Annotated in this window: 19 protein-coding genes; 10 read left to right on the top strand and 9 right to left on the bottom strand. The window is 73.8% G+C overall.

Annotated features, from left to right (window positions below; all coding sequences use genetic code 11):
- Positions 1-5: 5 nt before the first annotated feature.
- Complete coding sequence (locus KPF47_RS32550; RefSeq protein WP_224392578.1) at positions 6-674, bottom strand: IclR family transcriptional regulator; 669 nt, start codon at positions 672-674, stop codon at positions 6-8.
- A gap of 225 nt (positions 675-899) precedes the next feature.
- On the opposite strand from KPF47_RS32550, the gene KPF47_RS32555 reads away from it, so the two are divergent.
- From KPF47_RS32555 to KPF47_RS32580, 6 genes are read left to right on the top strand one after another with little or no spacing between them, the layout of a single operon-like run.
- A complete protein-coding gene (locus KPF47_RS32555; RefSeq protein ID WP_224392579.1) occupies positions 900-1820 on the top strand; it encodes a hydroxymethylglutaryl-CoA lyase in 921 nt (306 codons plus the stop codon).
- A complete protein-coding gene (locus tag KPF47_RS32560) occupies positions 1817-3028 on the top strand; it encodes a CaiB/BaiF CoA-transferase family protein (protein WP_224392580.1) in 1212 nt (403 codons plus the stop codon). Before KPF47_RS32555 ends, KPF47_RS32560 begins: the two co-directional genes overlap by 4 nt.
- 31 nt (positions 3029-3059) lie before the next feature.
- Positions 3060-3356, top strand: a complete 297-nt coding sequence (locus KPF47_RS32565; RefSeq protein ID WP_224392581.1) for a hypothetical protein — start codon at positions 3060-3062, stop codon at positions 3354-3356.
- A gap of 2 nt (positions 3357-3358) precedes the next feature.
- Positions 3359-4045 carry a tripartite tricarboxylate transporter substrate binding protein gene (locus KPF47_RS32570; RefSeq protein ID WP_224392582.1) on the top strand — a complete coding sequence of 229 codons (687 nt, stop codon included), beginning with the start codon at positions 3359-3361 and terminating at the stop codon, positions 4043-4045.
- Complete coding sequence (locus KPF47_RS32575; RefSeq protein WP_224392583.1) at positions 4042-4659, top strand: tripartite tricarboxylate transporter TctB family protein; 618 nt, start codon at positions 4042-4044, stop codon at positions 4657-4659. The genes KPF47_RS32570 and KPF47_RS32575 overlap by 4 nt, the downstream gene beginning before the upstream one ends.
- Entirely contained in the window at positions 4656-6185 is a 1530-nt protein-coding gene (locus KPF47_RS32580; protein ID WP_224392584.1) for a tripartite tricarboxylate transporter permease, read from the top strand. Before KPF47_RS32575 ends, KPF47_RS32580 begins: the two co-directional genes overlap by 4 nt.
- A gap of 154 nt (positions 6186-6339) precedes the next feature.
- Here the strand turns inward: KPF47_RS32580 and KPF47_RS40580 are convergent, their stop codons facing one another.
- A complete protein-coding gene (locus KPF47_RS40580; RefSeq protein WP_224392585.1) occupies positions 6340-7377 on the bottom strand; it encodes an MmpS family transport accessory protein in 1038 nt (345 codons plus the stop codon).
- 119 nt (positions 7378-7496) lie between these two features.
- Between KPF47_RS40580 and KPF47_RS32590 the strand changes: the two genes are divergently transcribed.
- A complete protein-coding gene (locus tag KPF47_RS32590; RefSeq protein WP_224386179.1) occupies positions 7497-8342 on the top strand; it encodes an IS5 family transposase in 846 nt (281 codons plus the stop codon).
- 31 nt (positions 8343-8373) lie between these two features.
- Here the strand turns inward: KPF47_RS32590 and KPF47_RS32595 are convergent, their stop codons facing one another.
- The 3 genes from KPF47_RS32595 to KPF47_RS32605 form a co-directional block, all read right to left on the bottom strand.
- Positions 8374-8967: a plasmid pRiA4b ORF-3 family protein gene (locus tag KPF47_RS32595; protein WP_224386178.1), complete on the bottom strand. Its 594-nt coding sequence runs from the start codon at positions 8965-8967 to the stop codon at positions 8374-8376.
- 277 nt (positions 8968-9244) lie between these two features.
- Entirely contained in the window at positions 9245-10063 is an 819-nt protein-coding gene (locus tag KPF47_RS32600; protein WP_224392623.1) for a DUF72 domain-containing protein, read from the bottom strand.
- Between the two features lie 5 nt (positions 10064-10068).
- Positions 10069-10830, bottom strand: coding sequence for an alpha/beta fold hydrolase (locus KPF47_RS32605; protein ID WP_224392586.1), 762 nt, complete (start codon positions 10828-10830; stop codon positions 10069-10071).
- Between the two features lie 137 nt (positions 10831-10967).
- On the opposite strand from KPF47_RS32605, the gene KPF47_RS32610 reads away from it, so the two are divergent.
- Positions 10968-11798, top strand: a complete 831-nt coding sequence (locus KPF47_RS32610) for a serine hydrolase (RefSeq protein WP_224392587.1) — start codon at positions 10968-10970, stop codon at positions 11796-11798.
- Between the two features lie 7 nt (positions 11799-11805).
- On the opposite strand, the gene KPF47_RS32615 is transcribed toward KPF47_RS32610, so the two are convergent.
- Genes KPF47_RS32615 through KPF47_RS32630 form a run of 4 tightly spaced genes read right to left on the bottom strand, consistent with a single transcriptional unit; the run spans position 11806 to position 14289 of the window.
- Positions 11806-12054: a hypothetical protein gene (locus KPF47_RS32615; protein WP_224392588.1), complete on the bottom strand. Its 249-nt coding sequence runs from the start codon at positions 12052-12054 to the stop codon at positions 11806-11808.
- Complete coding sequence (locus KPF47_RS32620) at positions 12051-12275, bottom strand: non-oxidative hydroxyarylic acid decarboxylases subunit D (protein WP_224392589.1); 225 nt, start codon at positions 12273-12275, stop codon at positions 12051-12053. The genes KPF47_RS32615 and KPF47_RS32620 overlap by 4 nt, the downstream gene beginning before the upstream one ends.
- Positions 12275-13708, bottom strand: a complete 1434-nt coding sequence (locus KPF47_RS32625; RefSeq protein WP_224392590.1) for a non-oxidative hydroxyarylic acid decarboxylases subunit C — start codon at positions 13706-13708, stop codon at positions 12275-12277. The genes KPF47_RS32620 and KPF47_RS32625 overlap by 1 nt, the downstream gene beginning before the upstream one ends.
- Positions 13708-14289: a UbiX family flavin prenyltransferase gene (locus tag KPF47_RS32630; protein WP_224392591.1), complete on the bottom strand. Its 582-nt coding sequence runs from the start codon at positions 14287-14289 to the stop codon at positions 13708-13710. The genes KPF47_RS32625 and KPF47_RS32630 overlap by 1 nt, the downstream gene beginning before the upstream one ends.
- Positions 14290-14348: 59 nt before the next feature.
- Here KPF47_RS32630 and KPF47_RS32635 point away from each other — a divergent pair, with 59 nt between their 5' ends.
- Complete coding sequence (locus KPF47_RS32635) at positions 14349-14822, top strand: MarR family winged helix-turn-helix transcriptional regulator (RefSeq protein ID WP_224392592.1); 474 nt, start codon at positions 14349-14351, stop codon at positions 14820-14822.
- Between the two features lie 660 nt (positions 14823-15482).
- Positions 15483-19412: an ATP-dependent RNA helicase HrpA gene (gene hrpA, locus KPF47_RS32640; RefSeq protein ID WP_374108933.1), complete on the top strand. Its 3930-nt coding sequence runs from the start codon at positions 15483-15485 to the stop codon at positions 19410-19412.
- Positions 19413-19424: the final 12 nt, after the last annotated feature.

Genomic DNA, 19424 nt, shown 5'->3' on the forward strand with positions numbered 1-19424 from the left:
GCTGCTCAGCGGCCGCCGAGCTGTCGGCCGACCCGCTCAGCGTGCTGCACCAGCAGCTCCGTGATCCGGTCGCGGTGGTCGGCGTCCATCCGGTGCCGGGGCCCGACGACGCCGAGGGCCCCGACGAAGCGGCCGTCCATCCCGAAGACAGGCACCGCGACGGCCCCGGCCTCCGGGCTGCGCTCCCCGTCGGAGACGTAGTACCCCTGCCTCCGGATCTGCTCGGCGTGCTCGTCGTCGCCGCCGGTGTACACGGTCAGGATCCGACCGCCTGCGCCGCGGTCGAGCGGCAACGCCGAGCCCTCCTCGATGTGGTGGCGGGTGGCGCGGTCGCTGTTGACGCGGTAGAGCACCACCCGCTCGTCGCCCTCACGCACGTAGAACGCCGCACTCTCGCCGGTCTCGGCACTGATCTCGGCCAGCGCGGGCCGGATGTAGTCGGCGAGCCGGAAGGCGCGCTGGTACTGCGAACCCAGGCGCCACAGCGTCGGCCCGAGCCGGTAGCCGCCCTCGGCGTCGCGGTGCAGGTAGCCCATCCGCTGCAGTGACGCCGCGAGCCGCAGGATGGTGCTCCGGTAGTACCCGGTCCGCTTGGCCAGCTCGGCCAGCGACAACCGGTCCGCCCCCTCCGCGAACGCCTCCAGCAGCGTCAACGCGCGCTCGACGGCCTCCACGCGCTGCTCTTTCGCCTGCCCCGCCACCTCGGCCCTCCCGTGGTCCCGTCGTGCCGCGACCGATCGGCCACGACGCCCGCGTCATTCTGGCAGACGGAACGACATCCTCCTTGACGCTCGTCCGCGCGGTCGCTTACGTTCTCTCAAACAGACTGACAGTCTGTCCGACAGAACGGAGAGGCCGCGATGGAAGCGACGGCGACGCGGACGTCCCGGACGTCCGAGGTGGACGTCCTGGTCAGCGAGGTCGGGCCACGGGACGGTCTGCAGAGCGTCGACCGGGTGATGTCGACCGAGGTCAAGCACCGGTGGATCGCCGCGCTCGCCGCCGCAGGCCTCCGGGAGATCGAGGTCGGCTCCTTCGTCCCGCCCTCCCGGCTCCCGCAGCTGGCCGACACCGGCGAGGTGGTGGCCCGGGCCCGGTCGATCCCGGACCTGACGGTCCTGGCTCTCGTCCCGAACCTGGTGGGGGCACGCCACGCCGTCGCGGCCGGGGCCCGGTCGTTGACGATGCCGGTCTCGGTCTCGGACTCGCACCGCCGCGCCAACATCGGCATGAGCCCGGCCGAGGCCCTCGAGCAGGTCGCCCAGGTCTGCGCGCTGCGGGACGAGCACCCCGGGCTCACGGTGGAGGTCGGCCTGTCCACCGCGTTCGGCTGCACCATCGAAGGTCCGGTCGACGAGGATCGCGTGATCGAGTACGCGGTCCGGGCCGCGGCCGCCGGAGCGGGCTCGGTCGGACTCTCCGACACCACCGGCTACGCCGACCCCGCCCGGGTACGGCGGCTGTTCACCCGGCTGTCGGCCGAGCTCGGGGACCGGGCCGGTGGCGCGCACCTGCACAACACGCGCGGCCAGGGCCTGGCCAACGTGGTCGCTGCGCTCGACGTCGGGGTGCGGACGTTCGACTCGTCCCTGGCCGGGCTGGGCGGGTGCCCCTATGCCCCCGGCGCCAGCGGCAACATCGTCACCGAGGATCTGGTCTTCCTGCTGGAGTCGATGGGCCTGCGCACCGGCGTCGACATCGAGGCGCTGCTCGCCGCCCGCGACCTGGTCCGGGAGGGCCTCCCGGGCGAGGAACTCCACGGGATGGTCGCCGAGGCCGGCCTCACCAAGGGGTTCCGCTACGCGGCGGTGGCGGCGTGAGCGCCGAGGCCCGTCGCCTGCCGCTCGAGGGCGTGCGGGTCGTGGAGTTCTCGCACATGGTCATGGGACCGTCCTGCGGCCTGGTGCTCGCCGATCTCGGCGCCGACGTCATCAAGATCGAGCCTCCGGGCGCCGGGGACAAGACCCGCGCCCTGCCCGGTTCCGGTGCCGGCTTCTTCCCCATGTTCAACCGCAACAAGCGGTCGGTGTCGGTGGACCTGCGCACGGAGCGGGGCATCGAGTTCGTGCGGCGCCTGGTCCGCACCGCGGACGTGGTCACCGAGAACTTCCGGCCCGGCGGTCTCGAGGCCCTCGGCCTGGGCTACGACGAGCTCCGGGCCGACAACCCCGGACTCGTCTACTGCAGCCTCAAGGGGTTCCTCTCCGGGCCCTACGAGCAGCGCGCCGCCCTCGACGAGGTCGTCCAGATGATGGGCGGGCTGGCCTACATGACCGGCCCGCCCGACCGCCCGCTGCGGGCCGGGGCCTCGGTCAACGACGTCATGGGCGGGATGTTCGCGGCGATGGGCGTGGTGGCCGCGCTCTACGAGCGACGCGGGACCGGGCTCGGCAAGCTCGTGCGCAGCTCGCTGTTCGAGAACAACGTCTTCCTCGTCGGACAGCACATGGCCCAGTACGCGGTCACCGGGGCCGCCGCGGCACCCATGCCCGCACGACTCTCGGCATGGGCCGTCTACGACGTGTTCGACACCGGCGACGGGGAGAAGGTCTTCGTCGGCGTCGTGTCCGACACCCAGTGGCAGGCCTTCTGCGCCGCGTTCGACCTGCCCGACCTGGCCGGCGACCCGGGGCTGGCGACCAACGCCCAGCGGGTCGCCGCCCGTGACCGCGTGATCCCGCGCCTGCGTTCGACGTTCGGCGCGATGAGCCGTGCGGAGGTGGTCCGGCTCTGCGGGGGCGCCCGGCTGCCCTTCGCACCGATCCAGCGGCCCGAGGACCTCTTCGACGACCCGCACCTCGCCGAGCCCGGCGCCCTGACCGAGGTCACGCTGCCCGACGGCCGCCCGGTCCGGCTGCCGTCGCTGCCGCTGGAGCTCGACGGCGCACGCCTGCCACTGCGGCGCGACCTGCCGCGGGCCGGCGAGCACACCGCCGATCTGGCACGGGAGCTCGGCTACTCCGACGACGAGATCTCCACCGCGGGCGCGGACGGCGCCTTCGGCGGAACCACCGTGGCCCACCGCTGACCCGTCCCGAACAGCTCACAAAGGAGTGTCTGTGACCAGGAGAGTGCTGCCGGCGCTGGGCATCGTGGCGACGCTCGTGCTGACCGGCTTCGCCGCGATCGACGCGAGCGGGTCGGCCACCGGCGCCGACCCGCGCTCGTCGCTGACGTTGATGGCACCCGCCGCGCCCGGCGGCGGCTGGGATCTCGCCCTGCGCGAGGCCCAGCAGGTGTTGCGCGCCGAGTCGATCGTCAACAACGTCCAGGTGGTCAACGTCCCCGGGGCGGGCGGCACGATCGGGCTGGCGCGCTTCACCGACATCGGCCCCGACCCGACCCGACCCAGCTGATGATGACCGGGACGGTCATGGAGGGCGCGATCACCGTCAACGGGTCGGCCGCGACCCTGGCCGACACCACCCCGATCGCGCGGCTCGCCGAGGACTATCTCGTCCTGGTCGGGCCGGCGGACTCACCGTTCCGGACCCTGGGCGACTTCCTCGACGCCTGGCGGGCCGACCCGCACGGCCAGGCCGTCGGCGGCGGCGGTCTCGGCGGCGCCGACCACCTGCTCGCCGGGCTGACCGCCCGCGGCGCCGGAGTCGAGCCCGCCGCCGTCAACTACATCGCCTACTCCGGGGGCGGCGAGGCGCTGACCGCGCTGCTCTCGGGCACCGTGACCGTCGGGATCAGCGGCTTCCACGACTTCGCCGACCAGATCGAGGCCGGGAACCTGCGGGCGCTGGCCTACTCCGCACCGGAGCCGGTCGAGGGCATCGAGGTACCCACTCTGGTCGAGCAGGGCGTCCCGGTGACCCTGTCGAACTGGCGCGGCGTCGTGGCCCCGCCCGGGATCACCGACGCCGAGCGCGCCGAGCTCACCTCCCTGGTCACCGAGATGGCCGGAAGTCCCCGCTGGGCGGACACCCTCGCCCGCAACAAGTGGGAGGACTCGTTCCTGGCGGGCGCCGAGTTCGACCGCTTCATCGACGACGACCAGGCCCGCGTAAACGCGATCATCGAGGAGCTCGGACTGTGACCTCCACCCCGACCACCGACCCGGCCCGACCGGTCGCGGAGACCGCCGGCTCCGGCTTCTGGTGCCGCCGGACCGGCCTGCTCGTCCCCGTCGTACTGCTCGGCGGCGGCGTGACGCTGGCCGTCGGGGCGATCACGATGGAGGTCCCCTCCACGGCGACCTTCCCCGGACCCCAGGTCTTCCCGGTCATCGCCGCGATCCTCTGCACCGTGCTCGCCGTCGCACTCGCCGTCGACGTGCTGCGCCGTCCGGAGCCCGCCGACGTGCACCGCCCGGCCACCGACGGTGCCGACCCCGCACCGGCACCCGGTGGCGTCGACGCCGGGACCGGGACCGGTGGCCCCGCCGCCGCACCGACCCGCCCACGGGCCGACCGGCGCGGGCTCGCGGAGGCCGTCGGCGTCGTCGTGCTGTTCATCGCCGTCCTCCAGCCCGTCGGCTGGCTGCTCTCCGGCGCCCTGCTGTTTTGGGGCATGGCCCGCGCGCTGGGCAGCCGCCGGCCGTTGTTCGACCTGTTCCTCGCGCTCGTCGTGTCCTCGGCGGTGCAGCTCGCCTTCTCCGCCGGCCTGGGGCTCGGCCTGCCCCCCGGCGTACTGGCAGGAGTCCTCGGATGAACACCCTGACCCAGCTCGGAGACGGCTTCGCGACCGTCCTCACCCCGATGAACATGCTGTGGGTCCTCGTCGGCGCGCTGCTGGGCACCGCGGTCGGCGTGCTGCCCGGCCTGGGGTCGGCGATGGCCGTGGCCCTGCTGCTCCCGGTGACCTTCTCGCTCGACCCGATCGGCGCGTTCATCATGTTCGCGGGGGTGCTGTTCGGCGGCCTGTTCGGGGACTCGATCTCGGGCATCCTGATGAACACCCCCGGCAACTCCACCGCGATCGCCGGGTCCATCGAGGGGCACGCGATGGCCCGCAGCGGACGGGCCGCCCAGGCACTGGCCGCGTCGGCGATCGCCTCGTTCGTCGGCGGCGTCGTCGCCGCGGTGCTCGTGGTGTTCTTCGCGCCGTCACTGGCCGCGCTGGCCACCGTGTTCGGACCGGCGGAGTACCTGGCCCTGGCGGTGTTCGCCTTCGTCGCGATCGCGGCGGTGGTCACCGACTCGATCGTCCGGGGCCTGTCGGCCCTGGCGCTGGGCCTCGCGATCTCGGTGGTGGGCATCGACGGCATCTCCGGTGCCGCCCGCCTCACCGGGGGCCTGCCCGAGCTGTTCGACGGGGTCGACATCATCGTCATCACGGTCGGGCTGCTCGCGCTGACCGAGGTCTTCCACCAGGCGGCCCGGCGCGGGGTCCCGGACGACCACAGCATCCTCCGCTCCCCCGGGCGTCCGTGGCTGTCCCGCGCCGAGTTCCGCGCGGCCCTGCCTGCGTGGCTGCGCGGCACCGCCACCGGCCTGCCGTTCGGGATCATCCCGGTCGGCGGCTCCGAGGTGCCGACCTTCCTGGCCTACGGCACCGAGCGGCGGCTCGACGCACGGCGTGCGGACCCGATGTTCGGCCGGGGTGCGATCCAGGGCGTCGCCGGGCCGGAGGCGGCCGGGAACGCCACCGCGGGTACCGCCATGGGCGCGCTGCTCGCGCTCGGGCTCCCGACCTCGGCCACGGCGGCGATCCTGCTGGCCGCGTTCCGCCAGTACGGCCTGCAGCCGGAGCCGCTGCTGTTCGAACGGGCACCGGACCTGGTGTGGGCCCTGCTGGCGAGCTTCTTCGTCGGGCTCGTCGTGCTGCTCATCCTCAACCTGCCGTTCGCGCCGCTGTGGGCGAAGCTGCTGCAGGTCCCCAAGCACTATCTCTACGCGGGGATCAGCGTCTTCGCGATGCTCGGCGTGTACGCGACCAGTGCGAAGATCCTCGACCTGGTCCTCGTGCTGCTGATCGGGTTGCTCGGGTTCGCGATGCGTCGTTACGGGATCCCCGTCGCCCCGATGCTGATCGCCGTCATCCTGGGCCCGCTCGCCGAGACCGAGCTGCGCCGCGCGCTCGCGGTCAGCGAGGGCGACCCGGTCGCGCTCGTGGACAGCCCGATCGCCGCGAGCCTGTACGGACTGCTCCTGCTCGTGGTGCTGGCCGTGGTCGTCCGCGCCGTCCGGTCCCGCTCCCGGTCCGGCGACGACCGGCTGGTCGGCGCCGGCCGCTGAGTCCCGGCCCCGCGCCGGGCCGGACACGGACGAGGCCCTCCCCGGGCGTCCCCGGGGAGGGCCTCGTCGTCCGTCGGGACGCTCGTCGTGCGTGACCACGCCAGCGACTGCGGGGGCGCGTCGCTGTCGAGCGTCCCGGCGTACGGGTGGTGGGTCAGCTGCCGTTGCAGCTCACGACCGCGTAGGGACCCGAGCTGGTCGAGGAGGTGATCTCCTCACCGTTGCGCAGGATGCGGCACGTGATCTCACCGTTCCCGCCGGACCCGGACTGGGCCATCAGCGACAGCGGCTGGAAGGTGAGGACGCCGGAGTCGAAGGTGACGTCCTTGGTCCACGGCAGCGAGGTCCCGTTGACCTGCTCCATCCCCATCGTGTCGTCCTTGACGTAGGTGATGTTCCCGGCGGTGCCGGACCCGGTGACCTCGTAGGTGATCACATCACCACCGGCGGCCGCGGGCGCCGACGCGACGGCGTCGGACTCGGGCGCGGACACGGCTGGGGCCGCGGTCGGCACGGTCGTCGGCAGACCCGACACCGCGGCGGCGAACACCGAGGCGTAGAGGACGCAGACCACGAACCCGATCGCCGAGAGCACGGTGCCCGCGATCGCGACGCCGCGGTTGTCCGCCCGGCCCCTGCTCGCCCGGACGACACCGAGCACACCGAACAGGAGGCCCAGCAGCACCAGCGGCCAGGCGATCATCCCGATGATCGGGATGAAGGAGAACAGCAGGCCCACGATCCCGAGCACCAGCGCGGTGACGCCGAAGCCGTTGCGCGGCGCGACGGCGGGGGCCGCGGCGGGGGCCGCGGTGCGCTGCTGCGGGACGCCGGCCCGCTGGGCCGAGCTCGGCCAGGGCTGCGCGCCGGTGGCCTGCTGCCGGGGGCCGCGGGCCTGCTGCTGCGGCAGTCCACCCGGGTTGGTGCGGCCGAAGGGCGGCCCGCCGAAGGGGACCTCGGGGTGGCCGTCGTAGTAGGGGTTCGGGTTTCCGCCGGAGTGCTGCGGCCGGGGCTGGTGGTGCGGCGCCCAGCCCTGCGGCGCGGCACCGCGCGGGTCCTGCGCGTACTGCTGCTGGTGGCGGCCGGGGCCCTGGGGGCCCGGGTACTGCTGCGGGACACGGTGCGGGCCGGACTGCTGCTGCGGCGGGCCGGAGAGGTCCGGGGCGCCGTGGCGGTTCTGCGGAGTGGTCACGACACGGCTGTCGCGGCGACGCCGGCCCGCGTATCAGCCGGCCCGTCCTTAGAGGTCGTTTCAGAAGTCGGCGTGTCGGTCCTGTGTGGATCGGCGCTGGTAGCTGATCATGTCCGGTCGTGGCGCGGCGATCTTGTGTCGAGCGATTGGTGAGCGACGAGCTGTGGGCGCTGGTGGAGCCGCTGCTGCCCAAGCCGCGCAAGCACAAGCGGGGACGGACAGGCCGTCCGCGGGTGCCGGATCGGGCCGCTCTGGCCGGGATCGTGTTCGTGCTCAAGACCGGGATCAGCTGGAACGCGCTGCCCGCCGAGCTCGGCTGTGGGTCCGGAGTGACCTGCTGGCGGCGGCTACGGCAGTGGCAGCAGGCCGGGGTCTGGGCCCAGCTGCACCGGGTGATGCTCGACCGCCTCGCCCAGCAGGGCCTGCTGGACTGGTCGCGGGCGGCGGTGGACAGCGTGAGCGTGCGGGCCAAGCGCCGCGGCGAGGCCACCGGGCCCTCGCCGACCGATCGCGGGAAGGCGGGCAGCAAGTACCACGTGCTCTGCGACCGAGGCGGGCTCCCGCTGCATGCGCTGGTCACCGGGGCGAACACCCACGACAGTCGGATGCTCGCCCCGCTGCTGGACACCAACCCCGGCGTCCGCGAACGGGCGGGACAGCCGGGGCGTCCGCGACGTCGGCCGGACAAGGTGCACGCCGACAAGGGCTACGACTATCCCCGCTGCCGCCGCTACCTGAGTGGGCGTGGGATCGGGGTGCGGATCGCCCGGCGCGGGATCGAGGACTCCACCCGGCTCGGGCGGGTCCGCTGGGTCGTCGAGCGCACCATGTCCTGGCTGCTGGACTTCCGCCGCCTCGCGCTGCGCTACGACCGCGCCGAATCCACGATCACCGCGCTGTTATCGCTGGCCTGCGCCCTGATCTGCCACCGCCGCCTCACCAAGCCGAAGCCGAAGCCGAAGTGATGGTCGACCCAGCCCTCGCTGAGGCACTCGCCTACGAGGTCGGGGCCAGCGGCCGCCAGGCCAGCCACTCCAAGGCCCGGTCGGCCTCGTCAGGGTCGAAGCGGTGCGGGTCGAACGGCCCGCCCGCCCACTCCAGGCGCTCGGCGCGGTCGGGATGGTCAGGGTCGGCGAGCACGGCCTGGAAGTCCTCATACCCCCCGATCCCGCCGACGTCCTCGGGCGGGCACGCCCCCTGCCCGGCGACGCATCGCGGATAGCACACTCCCGGCTCGACGGCCGCGACCGCCTCGACGGTGATCTCGTGGGCCCAGTTGTCACCGAAGTCGTAGACGTAACCGAACCGGTCACCAGCCTTGACCAGCCGAAACAGCTTCTCTTTCGTCTCGTCGGCGACATCCTGTCCGGGCCAGTCCGGGTCTGGGATCCCGTAGCGGCGCCCGACGATCTCGAACTCGTGCAGATGAGAGTTCGTCCAGCCCATCACTGACTGCACCACCTCGTGCAACACCGCCAAGTCGACCTCGCCCGGCACCTGCACCCGACGCCGGACCGCCGGCACCACCTCGGTCAGGACGATCTCCAACTCGAAAATCTTCGTCTTCTCAGACACACGAGGCGCGACCATCAGCCGATGCTGCCAGCCCCGCCGTCACCGGCAGAACCGGGCCCACCACTTCTGAAACGACGTCTTAGAGCGCCCGGCAAATGAGGTCGTGGGGGTGTCGTTGCAGGTAGAGGCACGGACCTGCAAGTGATCATGGGATTGCTGATGTCCTGATGGTCGCCTGGAGGGTCCGTGCCTCTACCTGCAACGACACCCCCACGACCTCATTTGCCGGGCGCTCTTATCAACAAATGTGGGGACAGGTCCGTTCAGACGCGCCGTTAGTCGGCCGAACAGGTCAGTCGAGGCGGTCGATCAGGGCCCGGGCGTCGGTCGGTGCGTGGACCTTCGCGTCGTTGTCGAAGTAGCAGACGACGTCGTGCCCGGCGTCGCGCCAGGCCCGGATGCGCTCCGCCCAGCCGTCGAGGGCCTCGGCGGTGTAGCCGCCGGAGTACAGCTCGCCCTGGCCGTGCAGCCGCAGGTAGACCAGGTCGGCGGTGACCTCGTCGAACACCGGCCAGGTACCCGCGGAGTCCGACAGCACCAGGGCGACGCCGTGCTCGCGCAGCAGCGCGGTGAACGCGGGGTCGCGGAACGACTCGTGCCGCGGCTCGACCGCGTGCCGCAGCGGGCGGTCGGCGTCGGTCTCGACGAGTGCCCGGCCGTCGAGGCGCTCGTCGTGACCGGTGGCGGCGCGGGCGGCGGCCGCGGTCGTCGCGGGGAGCAGGGACAGGAACTCCGCGACCCGGCCGGCGTCGAACCGCATCCGCGGCGGGAGCTGCCACAGCACGGGGCCGAGCGCCGGGCCGAGGCCGAGCACCCCGGAGGCGAGGAAGTTCGCCACCGGGACCGCGACGTCGCGCAGCTGCTTGAGGTGCGTCACGAACCGGGGGCCCTTCACCGCGAACACGAACCCGGGCGGCACCTGCCCGGCCCATGCCCGGTAGCTCTCCGGGCGCTGCAGCGCGTAGAACGAGCCGTTGATCTCGATCGAGGTCACCCGCCGCGACAGGTACTCCAGCTCACGACGCTGCACCAGCCCGGTCGGGTAGAACGTGCCGCGCCACGGCGGGTAGCGCCATCCCGACGTCCCCACCAGGACCGTCCCGGCCCGGATGCCGCTCACGTGCCGCCGACCAGCCCGCGCAGCGCGGCCGCGCCGGCGATCGGGTGCGTGACGGGCCCGTCGTGCCCGCCGGGCAGCTCGACCAGACCGCGCCCGAGCCGGGACGCGAGCACCTCGGCGCAGCGGTGCTCCCAGCGCCCGCGCGACTCGAGCCCACCGGTGGGGACGACCCGGACCCCGCTCGCGGTGAGCGCGTCGGGGTCGATGCGGACGGCCCGCACCGCGGGGACGTCATGGCGCAGGAACCGGCGCAGCGCGGGCTCCGGGTCCCCGGACGGCGGCTCCGGCAGGTAGCCGGGCTCGACGGGGTCGTCGCCCGAGGTCAGCGCGGTCATCAGCCGCAGCGCGCCGCCCAGGTCGTCGCGCGCGGCGAGCTCCTCGACCCGGTCCAGGGCCGCCTCGCGGTCGGCGTCGCGGACGAGATCGGGCAGCGGCGGCTCGTGCGCCACCAGCGTCGTGACCAGTCCCGGGTGGCGGACGGCGAGCAGCAGGCCGATCACGGCGCCGATGCCGACCCCCACGACGGCGGACGGTCCGGTGCCGGCCAGCAGCGCGGCGGCGTCGTCGGCGTGCCCGGCAGGCCCGACCGGGTCCGGCCCGGCCGGGCTGCGACCGACGCCGCGCCGGTCGTAGGTGAGGACCCGGTGGGTGACGGCGAGCTCGCCGACGAGCATCCGGGCCGCGCCGGCCTCCGCCGCGCCGCCCTGGACCAGCAGCAGCGGCGGCCCGGAGCCGGTCGTCTCGTGGTGCAGCGGCACGGTGTCCTCCTCCTCGCGGTGCGCGGCCGGGCGAGGCGCCCGGTGGACGCGGTACGGGCCCGGTCCTCGCCCGGGCGGCTGCGGTCCCGCCCGTTTGCCAGGATGGACGGCATGCGTACCCGACCGCACCTCCCGTCGTGACCGAGCTCGCCCCGGCGGTGCGCCGGGTCCTGGACTGGCCGGTCGACCACGTGGGCGCGGCCGTCGTCGCCGCCGACGGCACCGTGCTCGCCACCGCGGGCGACACCGACCGCGAGTTCGGACTGGCGTCGGTGACCAAGCTGCTCTCGGCCTACGCCGCGCTGGTCGCGGTCGAGGAGGGTGCCGTCGACTGGGACGAGGCGGCCGGCCCGCAGGGCGCGACCGTGCGGCACCTGATCGCGCACACCTCCGGTCTCGCCTTCGACTCCGATGCCGTCAAGGCCGCCCCCGGTGAGCAGCGGATCTACTCCAACACCGGGTTCGCGGTGCTCGCGGACGCCATCGCGGACGCGACCGGCATCGGGTTCGCCGAGTACCTGCACGAGGCCGTCTGTACCCCGCTCGGGATGACGCACACCCGGCTGGCGGGCTCGGCGGGCGCGGGCGCGGTGTCCACCGTCGAGGACCTGGCCCGCTTCGCCGCCGAGCTGCAGGCCCCGCAGCTGCTGGACCCGCGCACCGTCGCCGAGGCGACGACCGTCGCCTACCCCGGGCTCGACGGCCTGCTCCCCGGCTACGGACGGCAGCGGCCGAACGACTGGGGCCTGGGTTTCGAGATCCGCGACGGCAAGTCCCCGCACTGGACGGGGGAACGCTCGTCGCCGCGGACCTTCGGTCACTTCGGACAGTCCGGCACGTTCGTGTGGGTCGACCCGGACGTGCGCACCGCCGCCGTCGTGCTGACCGACCGCGACTTCGGGCCGTGGGCGGTCGAGGCGTGGACACCGTGGACGGACGGGGTGCTCGCGGCGCTCGCGGCCCGCTGAGGACCGGTCAGGGGTCGACCCGGTCGAAGCCCCAGGAGTGCGGCGGCCGGGCCAGCAGCTCGCCGGTCGGCTCGGGCAGCGTCGTCCCGGCCGGCACCCCGACCGCGATCACGACGACCCGCCCGCCGTCGGCGACGAACAGCTCGTGGCGCTCGGCACCGGCCAGCGCGGCGGCGGCCCGCTCGCGGACGTGGTCGAGGAGCTCGTCACGGCGGCCGTCGGCGGCGCGGGCCTCCCACATCAGCGTCGGGGTCACGTCCGGCGCGCCGGGACGGTCGGCACGTCGGCCGCGGCGGCCACGTCCTGCGCGGTGACCCGGAAGCGGTCCGGGTAGTGCGCGGCGTCGCGGACCGTGGGCGGCTCGGTGTCGCGCCAGACGAAGCCGCACAGGCCGCAGCGGTGCACGGTCCACACCCCGGGGACCGGCGAGGTCGCGAGCACGGCGGCACCGTCGGTGGAACAGCGGGGGCAGGTCATCAGCGGTTCTCCTTCCGGTCGCCGGCGACGAGCCGGCCCAGGCGCTCCACCCAGGCCGCGGTGTCGTCGGGCGGCACGACGCCCTGGGAGTAGTGCCCGCGCTCGTCCGGGGCGGTCGGGGTGGTGGCGTCGATGATCAGCTTGTGGGTGATGCCTGCCGGGTCGGACCCGGGGTCCAGCGGCAGCACCGGCATGTCGGGCAGGGTCACCAGGTCGTGCGCGGGGTGCATCTTGGTCGACAGCGCCCACATGACCTGGGGCAGGTCGAACGGGTCCACGGTGTCGTCGACGCAGATCACGACCTTGCAGTAGCCGAGGCCGTGCGGGGTGGTCATGGTCCGCATCCCGACGGCCTTGGCGAAGCCCCCGTAGCGGTTGCGCACCGAGACGATCGCGAGCAGCCCGTGGGTGTACATGGCGTTGACCGCGCGCACCTCGGGGAACTCGGCCTGCAGCTGTTTGAGCAGCGGGACACAGGTGTTCGGCCCGATGAGGTAGTCGCACTCGGTCCACGGCATGCCGAGGTAGAGGTGCTCGAAGTAGGGCGTGGTCCGGTGGGAGACCCGGTCGATGCGGATCTGCGGCATCCGGCGGCCGCCCGAGTAGTGCCCGGTGAACTCGCCGAACGGGCCCTCGAAGTGCCGCTCGCGGCCCAGGACGACGCCCTCCAGCAGGATCTCGCAGCCCCACGGGACGTCGAGCCCGGTCTCCGGGCCGGTGGCGATCGGGCAGGGCGAGCCGCGCAGGGCGCCCGCCATCTCGTACTCGCTGTCGGCGTAGGCGATCGGCATGCCCGCGACCAGCGGGATCGTCGGCTCGTTGCCGAGCGCGATCGCGACCGGCAGATCCTCGCCGCGCTCCTCGGCCCGGCGCAGCTGCAGCGCGATGTCGTGCTGCGGGACGGGCTGCAGCCCGAGCGTGCGCGGGCCCTGGACCTCCATCCGGTAGATGCCCAGGTTCTGCTTGCCGAAGGAGTCCGGGTCGTCGGGGTCGCGGCTGACGACGGCGGCCTTGTCGATGTAGAAGCCGCCGTCGCCGGCGTTGATCCGGAACAGCGGCAGCAGCGCGAACAGGTCGACCGCCTCGCCGGCGACGGTGTTCTCCGCGAACGGCGGGTCGGCGCGCCGTTCGACCGGCACCGGGAAGGCGTCCCAGCGACGGCCGAACTCCTCGACCTGCTCGCGCACCGGGGTCTCCGGCGGCAGCCCGAGCGCGACGGCGTGGTTGGCCCAGGAGCCGTGCGCGTTGAGCACGATGTTCGGGTCGCGGAATCCGGCGACGTCGGTGAACAGCAGCGCGGGGGCGCGGTCGCCGAGCTTCGGCGCGGCGGCACCGGCGGCGCCGAGGTCGGGCTCGGCCTTCACCTCGTCGTCGATGCGCAGGAGCTGGCCGTGCCGCTCGAGCTCGGCCAGGTAGTCGCGGAAGGTGTCCATCAGGCGCTCCTCCTCTGACGGGCGGACCCGCCGGTCCAGCGGCGGGCCCGCGGGGCGGGCAGGTCGAACTGGTCGCAGATGCGTGCGACGACGTGGTCGACGACGTCGTCCAGCCCGGCCGGGTGGTTGTAGAAGGCGGGCATCGGCGGGACGATCCGCACCCCGGTGCGGCGCAGGGCCAGCATGTTCTCGAGGTGGATCTCCGACAGCGGGGTCTCCCGCGGGACGAGGACCAGCTTCCGGTCCTCCTTGATCGTGACGTCCGCGGCACGGGCGACGAGCCCGTCGGCGATGCCGTGCCGGATCTGGGCGAGCGTCTTCATCGAGCAGGGGACGACCACCATCCCGTCGGTCCGGAACGACCCAGACGAGATCGACGCCGCCTGGTCCCCGAACGGGTGCGCGGTCCCGGCCAGCGCCTCGACCTCGGGCACCGTCCAGCCGGTCTCCTCGACGATCGTCGCCCGCGCCCACTTCGAGAGCACGAGGTGCGTGTCGACCTCGGCGGCGCGCAGCGCCTCCAGCAGGCGGATCCCGAGGATCGCGCCGGTCGCGCCGGTGATCCCCACGACGAGTCGCACCGGGCCACCTCCCAACTAGTTCGTATACTAACTGTTTGTATACGCACTATACTCGCGGCATGACCGATCGCAACCCGGGTGCCGACGAGGCGGTCGTCCACCTGCTCCGCCGGGCCCTGCAGTCCCACACCGCGACCTGGCAGCAACGCGTCCCGCAGCTGACCAAGCCGCAGTACGCGATGCTCGACGCGCTGCGCCACCGGCCCGGCATCGACCAGGTCACGCTCGGGTCGCTCGCCGCGACCGACAAGGGCACCACCACCGAGCTGCTGCGCCGGATGGAGCGCCACGGCTGGCTGACCCGTACCCGCTCCGAGGCCGACCAGCGACGACGGCTGGTCCACCTCACCGACGAGGGCGAGCGCCTGGCCGACGGGGCCGCGACCGAGGCCCGCGCGCTGGCCGCCGAGTTCCTCGCCCCGCTCGACGGGGCCGACCGGACCCGGCTGCGCGACCTGCTGGCCCGGCTCGCCGCGGCGGAGCCCGACGTGGACGGGGAGTCATCCGGGACCACTCACCCGGGGCGGGAATGAACCGCGACCCCCGCCCGTTGGAACGACTGTCCGAGCCGGGCGAATCGAGTCCCCGGGCCGCAATAGATAACCGCCGTCGTGGAGTTCCGTTCGGCTGGAGCCACGATGCGCCACTCGCCGCGAGGCGACCGGCGTCCGGTTCGGACCCCATACCTCCCCTTCCCGAAATCCATTCGACGACGCCTGCGAGGCCGGTCACCATGGTCGGCGCACGCCCGGTCCCGGGCGAGCAGGCAGACTGAACGAACGATGTCCAGCGAACCCGTCCCGTCCTCGACCTCCGCACAGCCGTCGTCGCACGACCGCCCGCGCCGCCCCCGCCGCCGTTCCGGCGCCCGGGGCGAGCACCAGCCGCGCGGCGGGAGTTCCGGCACCCCGCAGGACACACCTCCACACGAGACCACCTCATCGGACCTCGCCGCAGCGCAGGCCGCCCCCGGGACGGCGGGCGCCGCGCGCGGCGTCCCGGCCCGCGATCAGCAGCGCCGCCGTGCATCGACGCAGCGCCGCCGCGGGCCGCGGGGCCGGCGCGCTGCCGTCACGGCGCCCGGCCCCGACCAGCCCGGCCGTCGCGGCCCCGACCGCGACGGCCCGGACCCCGCCGGCTCACCCACCGGGGACGACCGCCCCCGTCGCGACGACGGGCCCGCGCTCCCCCCGATGGGCGACGACGAACTGGCCGCGCTGCGCGAGCGCCTCGACGGGCTCGGACCGGCACGGGCCGGGCGGCTGCGCGGCCGCCTCGACCGTGCCCGCGACGGCCGCGCCCAGCAGCGCGTCGCCGAGGCCGTCGACGCGGCGGAGAACCGGATCGCCCGCCGCCGGGCGGCGCTGCCCACGATCAGCTACCCCGCGACGCTGCCGGTGTCGGCGCGCCGCGAGGAGATCGCCGACGCGATCCGCGACCACCAGGTGGTGATCGTCGCCGGGGAGACCGGTTCCGGGAAGACGACACAGCTGCCGAAGATCTGCCTCGAGCTCGGCCGCGGCGTGCACGGCATGATCGGCCACACCCAGCCGCGGCGGCTCGCCGCGCGCACCGTCGCGACCCGGATCGCCGAGGAGCTGGGCGTCGAGCTCGGCGGCGCGGTCGGCTGGAAGGTCCGTTTCACCGACCAGGTCGGCGACGCGACGATGGTCAAGCTGATGACCGACGGGATCCTGCTGGCCGAGCTGGCCGGCGACAAGGACCTGCTCGCCTACGACACGCTGATCATCGACGAGGCGCACGAGCGCAGCCTCAACATCGACTTCATCCTCGGGTACCTGACCCGGCTGCTCCCCCGCCGTCCCGACCTCAAGGTCGTCATCACCTCCGCGACGATCGACCCGGAGCGCTTCGCGCGGCACTTCGGCGGCGACGACACGCCCGCCCCGGTCGTCGAGGTCTCCGGCCGGACCTACCCCGTGGAGGTGCGGTACCGGCCCGTCGTCGACCCCGACGACCCGGACGCCGACCCCGACCGCGAGCTGGACGACGCGATCGGCGACGCCGTCGTCGAGCTCCAGCGCGAGGGCCCCGGCGACGTGCTGGTGTTCCTGCCCGGTGAGCGCGAGATCCGGGAGGCCACCGAGGCCCTGGAGCGGCGCAACCTGCGGAACACCGAGATCCTGCTGCTCTACGCCCGCCTGTCGACCGCCGAGCAGCAGCGCGTGTGGGCCCCGCACGCCGGCAACCGGGTCGTGCTGGCCACCAACGTCGCCGAGACCTCGCTGACCGTCCCCGGTGTGCGCTACGTCGTCGACACCGGCACGGCGCGCATCTCGCGCTACTCGCGCCGGCTCAAGGTGCAGCGGCTGCCGATCGAGAAGATCTCCCAGGCCTCGGCGAACCAGCGCTCCGGGCGCTGCGGCCGCACCTCGGACGGCATCGCGATCCGGCTGTACGCCGAGGACGACTTCGACGCCCGTCCCGAGTTCACCGACCCGGAGATCCTGCGTACCAACCTGGCCTCGGTCGTCCTGCAGATGATCGCGCTGGACCTGGGCGAGATCGCCGAGTTCCCGTTCGTCGAGCCGCCGGACCGGCGCGCCGTCGCCGACGGTCTCGACCTGCTGCACGAGCTGGGTGCACTGCGCCCGGACCGCCGCTCGCTCACCTCCGTGGGACACGCGCTGTCCCGGCTGCCGGTGGACCCGCGGCTCGGCCGGATGCTCGTCGAGGCGCACCGCAACGGCTGCCTGCGCGAGGTCCTGGTGATCGCGGCCGCGCTGAGCGTGCAGGACCCACGCGAGCGGCCGACCGAGCAGCGCCAGGCCGCCGACGAGCGGCACCGCCGGTTCACCGAGGACGGCTCGGACTTCCTGGCCTACCTGCGCCTGTGGGACCACCTGAACGCCCGCCGCGACGAGCTGTCGGGCAGCCGGTTCCGCCGCGAGCTGCGCGAGGACTTCCTGCACTACCTGCGGGTCCGCGAGTGGTGGGACCTGCACGGCCAGCTCCGCCAGGCCGCCCGCAGCTCCGGCATGGATCTGAACGACCACGACCCCGAGTGGCCGCGGCACACCGACCGGATCCACCAGTCCGTCCTGGCCGGGCTGCTGTCGCAGGTCGGCATGCAGGACCCTCTCGCGGAGAAGGGCAAGGACGGCAAGAAGGAGCGGAAGGGTCCGAAGGACTATCTCGGAGCCCGCGGCGCGAAGTTCGCGATCTGGCCCGGCTCGGGTCTGGCGCGCAAGCCCCCGCGCTGGGTGATGGCCGCCGAACTCGTCGAGACGACGAGATTGTGGGCACGGACCGTCGCACCGGTACAGCCGGACTGGATCGAGCCGCTCGCCGAGCATCTCGTCAAGAAGACGTATTCGGAACCGCGCTGGTCCCGCAAGCGCGGGAGCGCCGTGGCGACCGAGCGGGTCACCCTGCACGGGCTGCCACTGGTCGCCGACCGCACCGTCGCCTACGGCCGCATCGACGCCGAGGTGAGCCGCGACCTGTTCCTGCGCCACGCCCTCGTCGAGGGCGACTGGGACACCCGGCACCGGTTCTTCCACGCCAACCGCGCCCTGCTCGACGACGCCGAGGAGCTGGAGCACCGGGCCCGGCGGCGCGACCTCGTCGTCGACGAGGACACCCTGTTCGCCTTCTACGACGAGCGCGTCCCCGCCGACGTCGTGTCCGGCAAGCACTTCGACCGCTGGTGGAAGCAGGCCGGCAAGCGCGACCCGGAGCTGCTCACCTGGACCGAGGAGATGCTCGCCACCGAGGCCGCGAAGCAGCTCGACCGCACCCACTACCCCGACCACGTCGAGGCGGGTGGGCTGACGCTGCCGCTGTCCTACGCGTTCGAGCCCGGTCACCGCGAGGACGGCGTGACCGTCGACGTGCCGGTGGCCGCGCTGAACCAGGTCGACGCGACACCGTTCACCTGGCAGGTGCCCGGCCTGCGCGAGGAGCTCGTGACCGCGTTGATCCGGACCCTGCCGCGCAACCTGCGCCGCAACTTCTCCCCCGCCCCCGACCACGCGAAGGCGGTGCTGGCGCGGCTGCGCGGCGACGACGGCCGCCGGCCGCTGCTGGACGTGCTGGAGGACGAGCTGGGCCGGATGCGGAACGTGGAGATCCGGCGCGAGGACTGGGAGCTGGAGCGGCTGCCCGAGCACCTGACGGTGACCTTCCGGGTGCTCGACGAGAGCGGCGCCGAGCTGGCCCGCGACACCGACCTGGACCGCCTGCGCCGCCGGCTCGCGCCGAAGGTGCGCGAGGAGCTGGCCGCGGCGGGCAGCGGGATCGAGGCGACCGGCCTGACCTCGTGGACGATCGGCGAGCTGCCCCGCGAACTGCCGATCCGGCGCGGCGCGCACACCGTCACCGGGTACCCCGGGCTGCGCGACCGCGGCGACACCGTCGAGGTCCGGGTGTACGCGACGGCCGACGAGCGCGGCCCCGCCCACCACCGCGGCGCGCGGCGGCTGCTGATGCTCACCACCCCGAACCCCGCCAAGCAGGTGCAGCGCGGCCTGGACAACCGGGCGCGGCTCGCCCTGTCGCGCAACCCGCACGGCTCGCTCGACGCACTGCTCGCGGACTGCACGACGGCCGCAGCGGACCACCTGATGGCCCGTGGCGGCGGCGACCCGTTCGACGCGGCGCAGTTCGCGCGGCTCGCGGAGCTGCTGCGGATGCGGCTGCCCGCGACGACCCTGCAGGTCCTCGACGCCGTGCGCGGCGTGCTGGAGGTGTGGCACCGGGTCGGCGCGGCGCTGGGCGAGCTGCGCGGGCCCGCCACCCGCGACGGCGGCGCCGACGTGACGGCGGTCGTGGGCCGGCTGACCGCGCCGGGCTTCGTCACCGCCGCCGGCGCGAACCGGCTCGGCGACGTGAAGCGCTACCTGCAGGGCTGCGAGCTGCGGCTGGACAAGCTGCGGGCCGATCCCGCCCGCGACGCCCGCTGGACCGCCGAGATCGCCCCGGTCGAGGCCGAGTACCGCGCACTGCTCGCCGCGCTGCCCGAGGGCACCGAGCCGTCGCCGGCGTTGCGCGAGATCGGCTGGATGGTCGAGGAGCTGCGCATCTCGCTCTACGCCCACCCGATGAGGACCCGGCATCCGGTGTCGGCGCGGCGGATCGAGCGGGCGATCGACGAGCTGTGACTGTCGGGGGTC

Origin of the sequence: Pseudonocardia sp. ICBG1293 (genome assembly GCF_020131355.1) — a bacterium.
Classification (GTDB): domain Bacteria; phylum Actinomycetota; class Actinomycetes; order Mycobacteriales; family Pseudonocardiaceae; genus Pseudonocardia.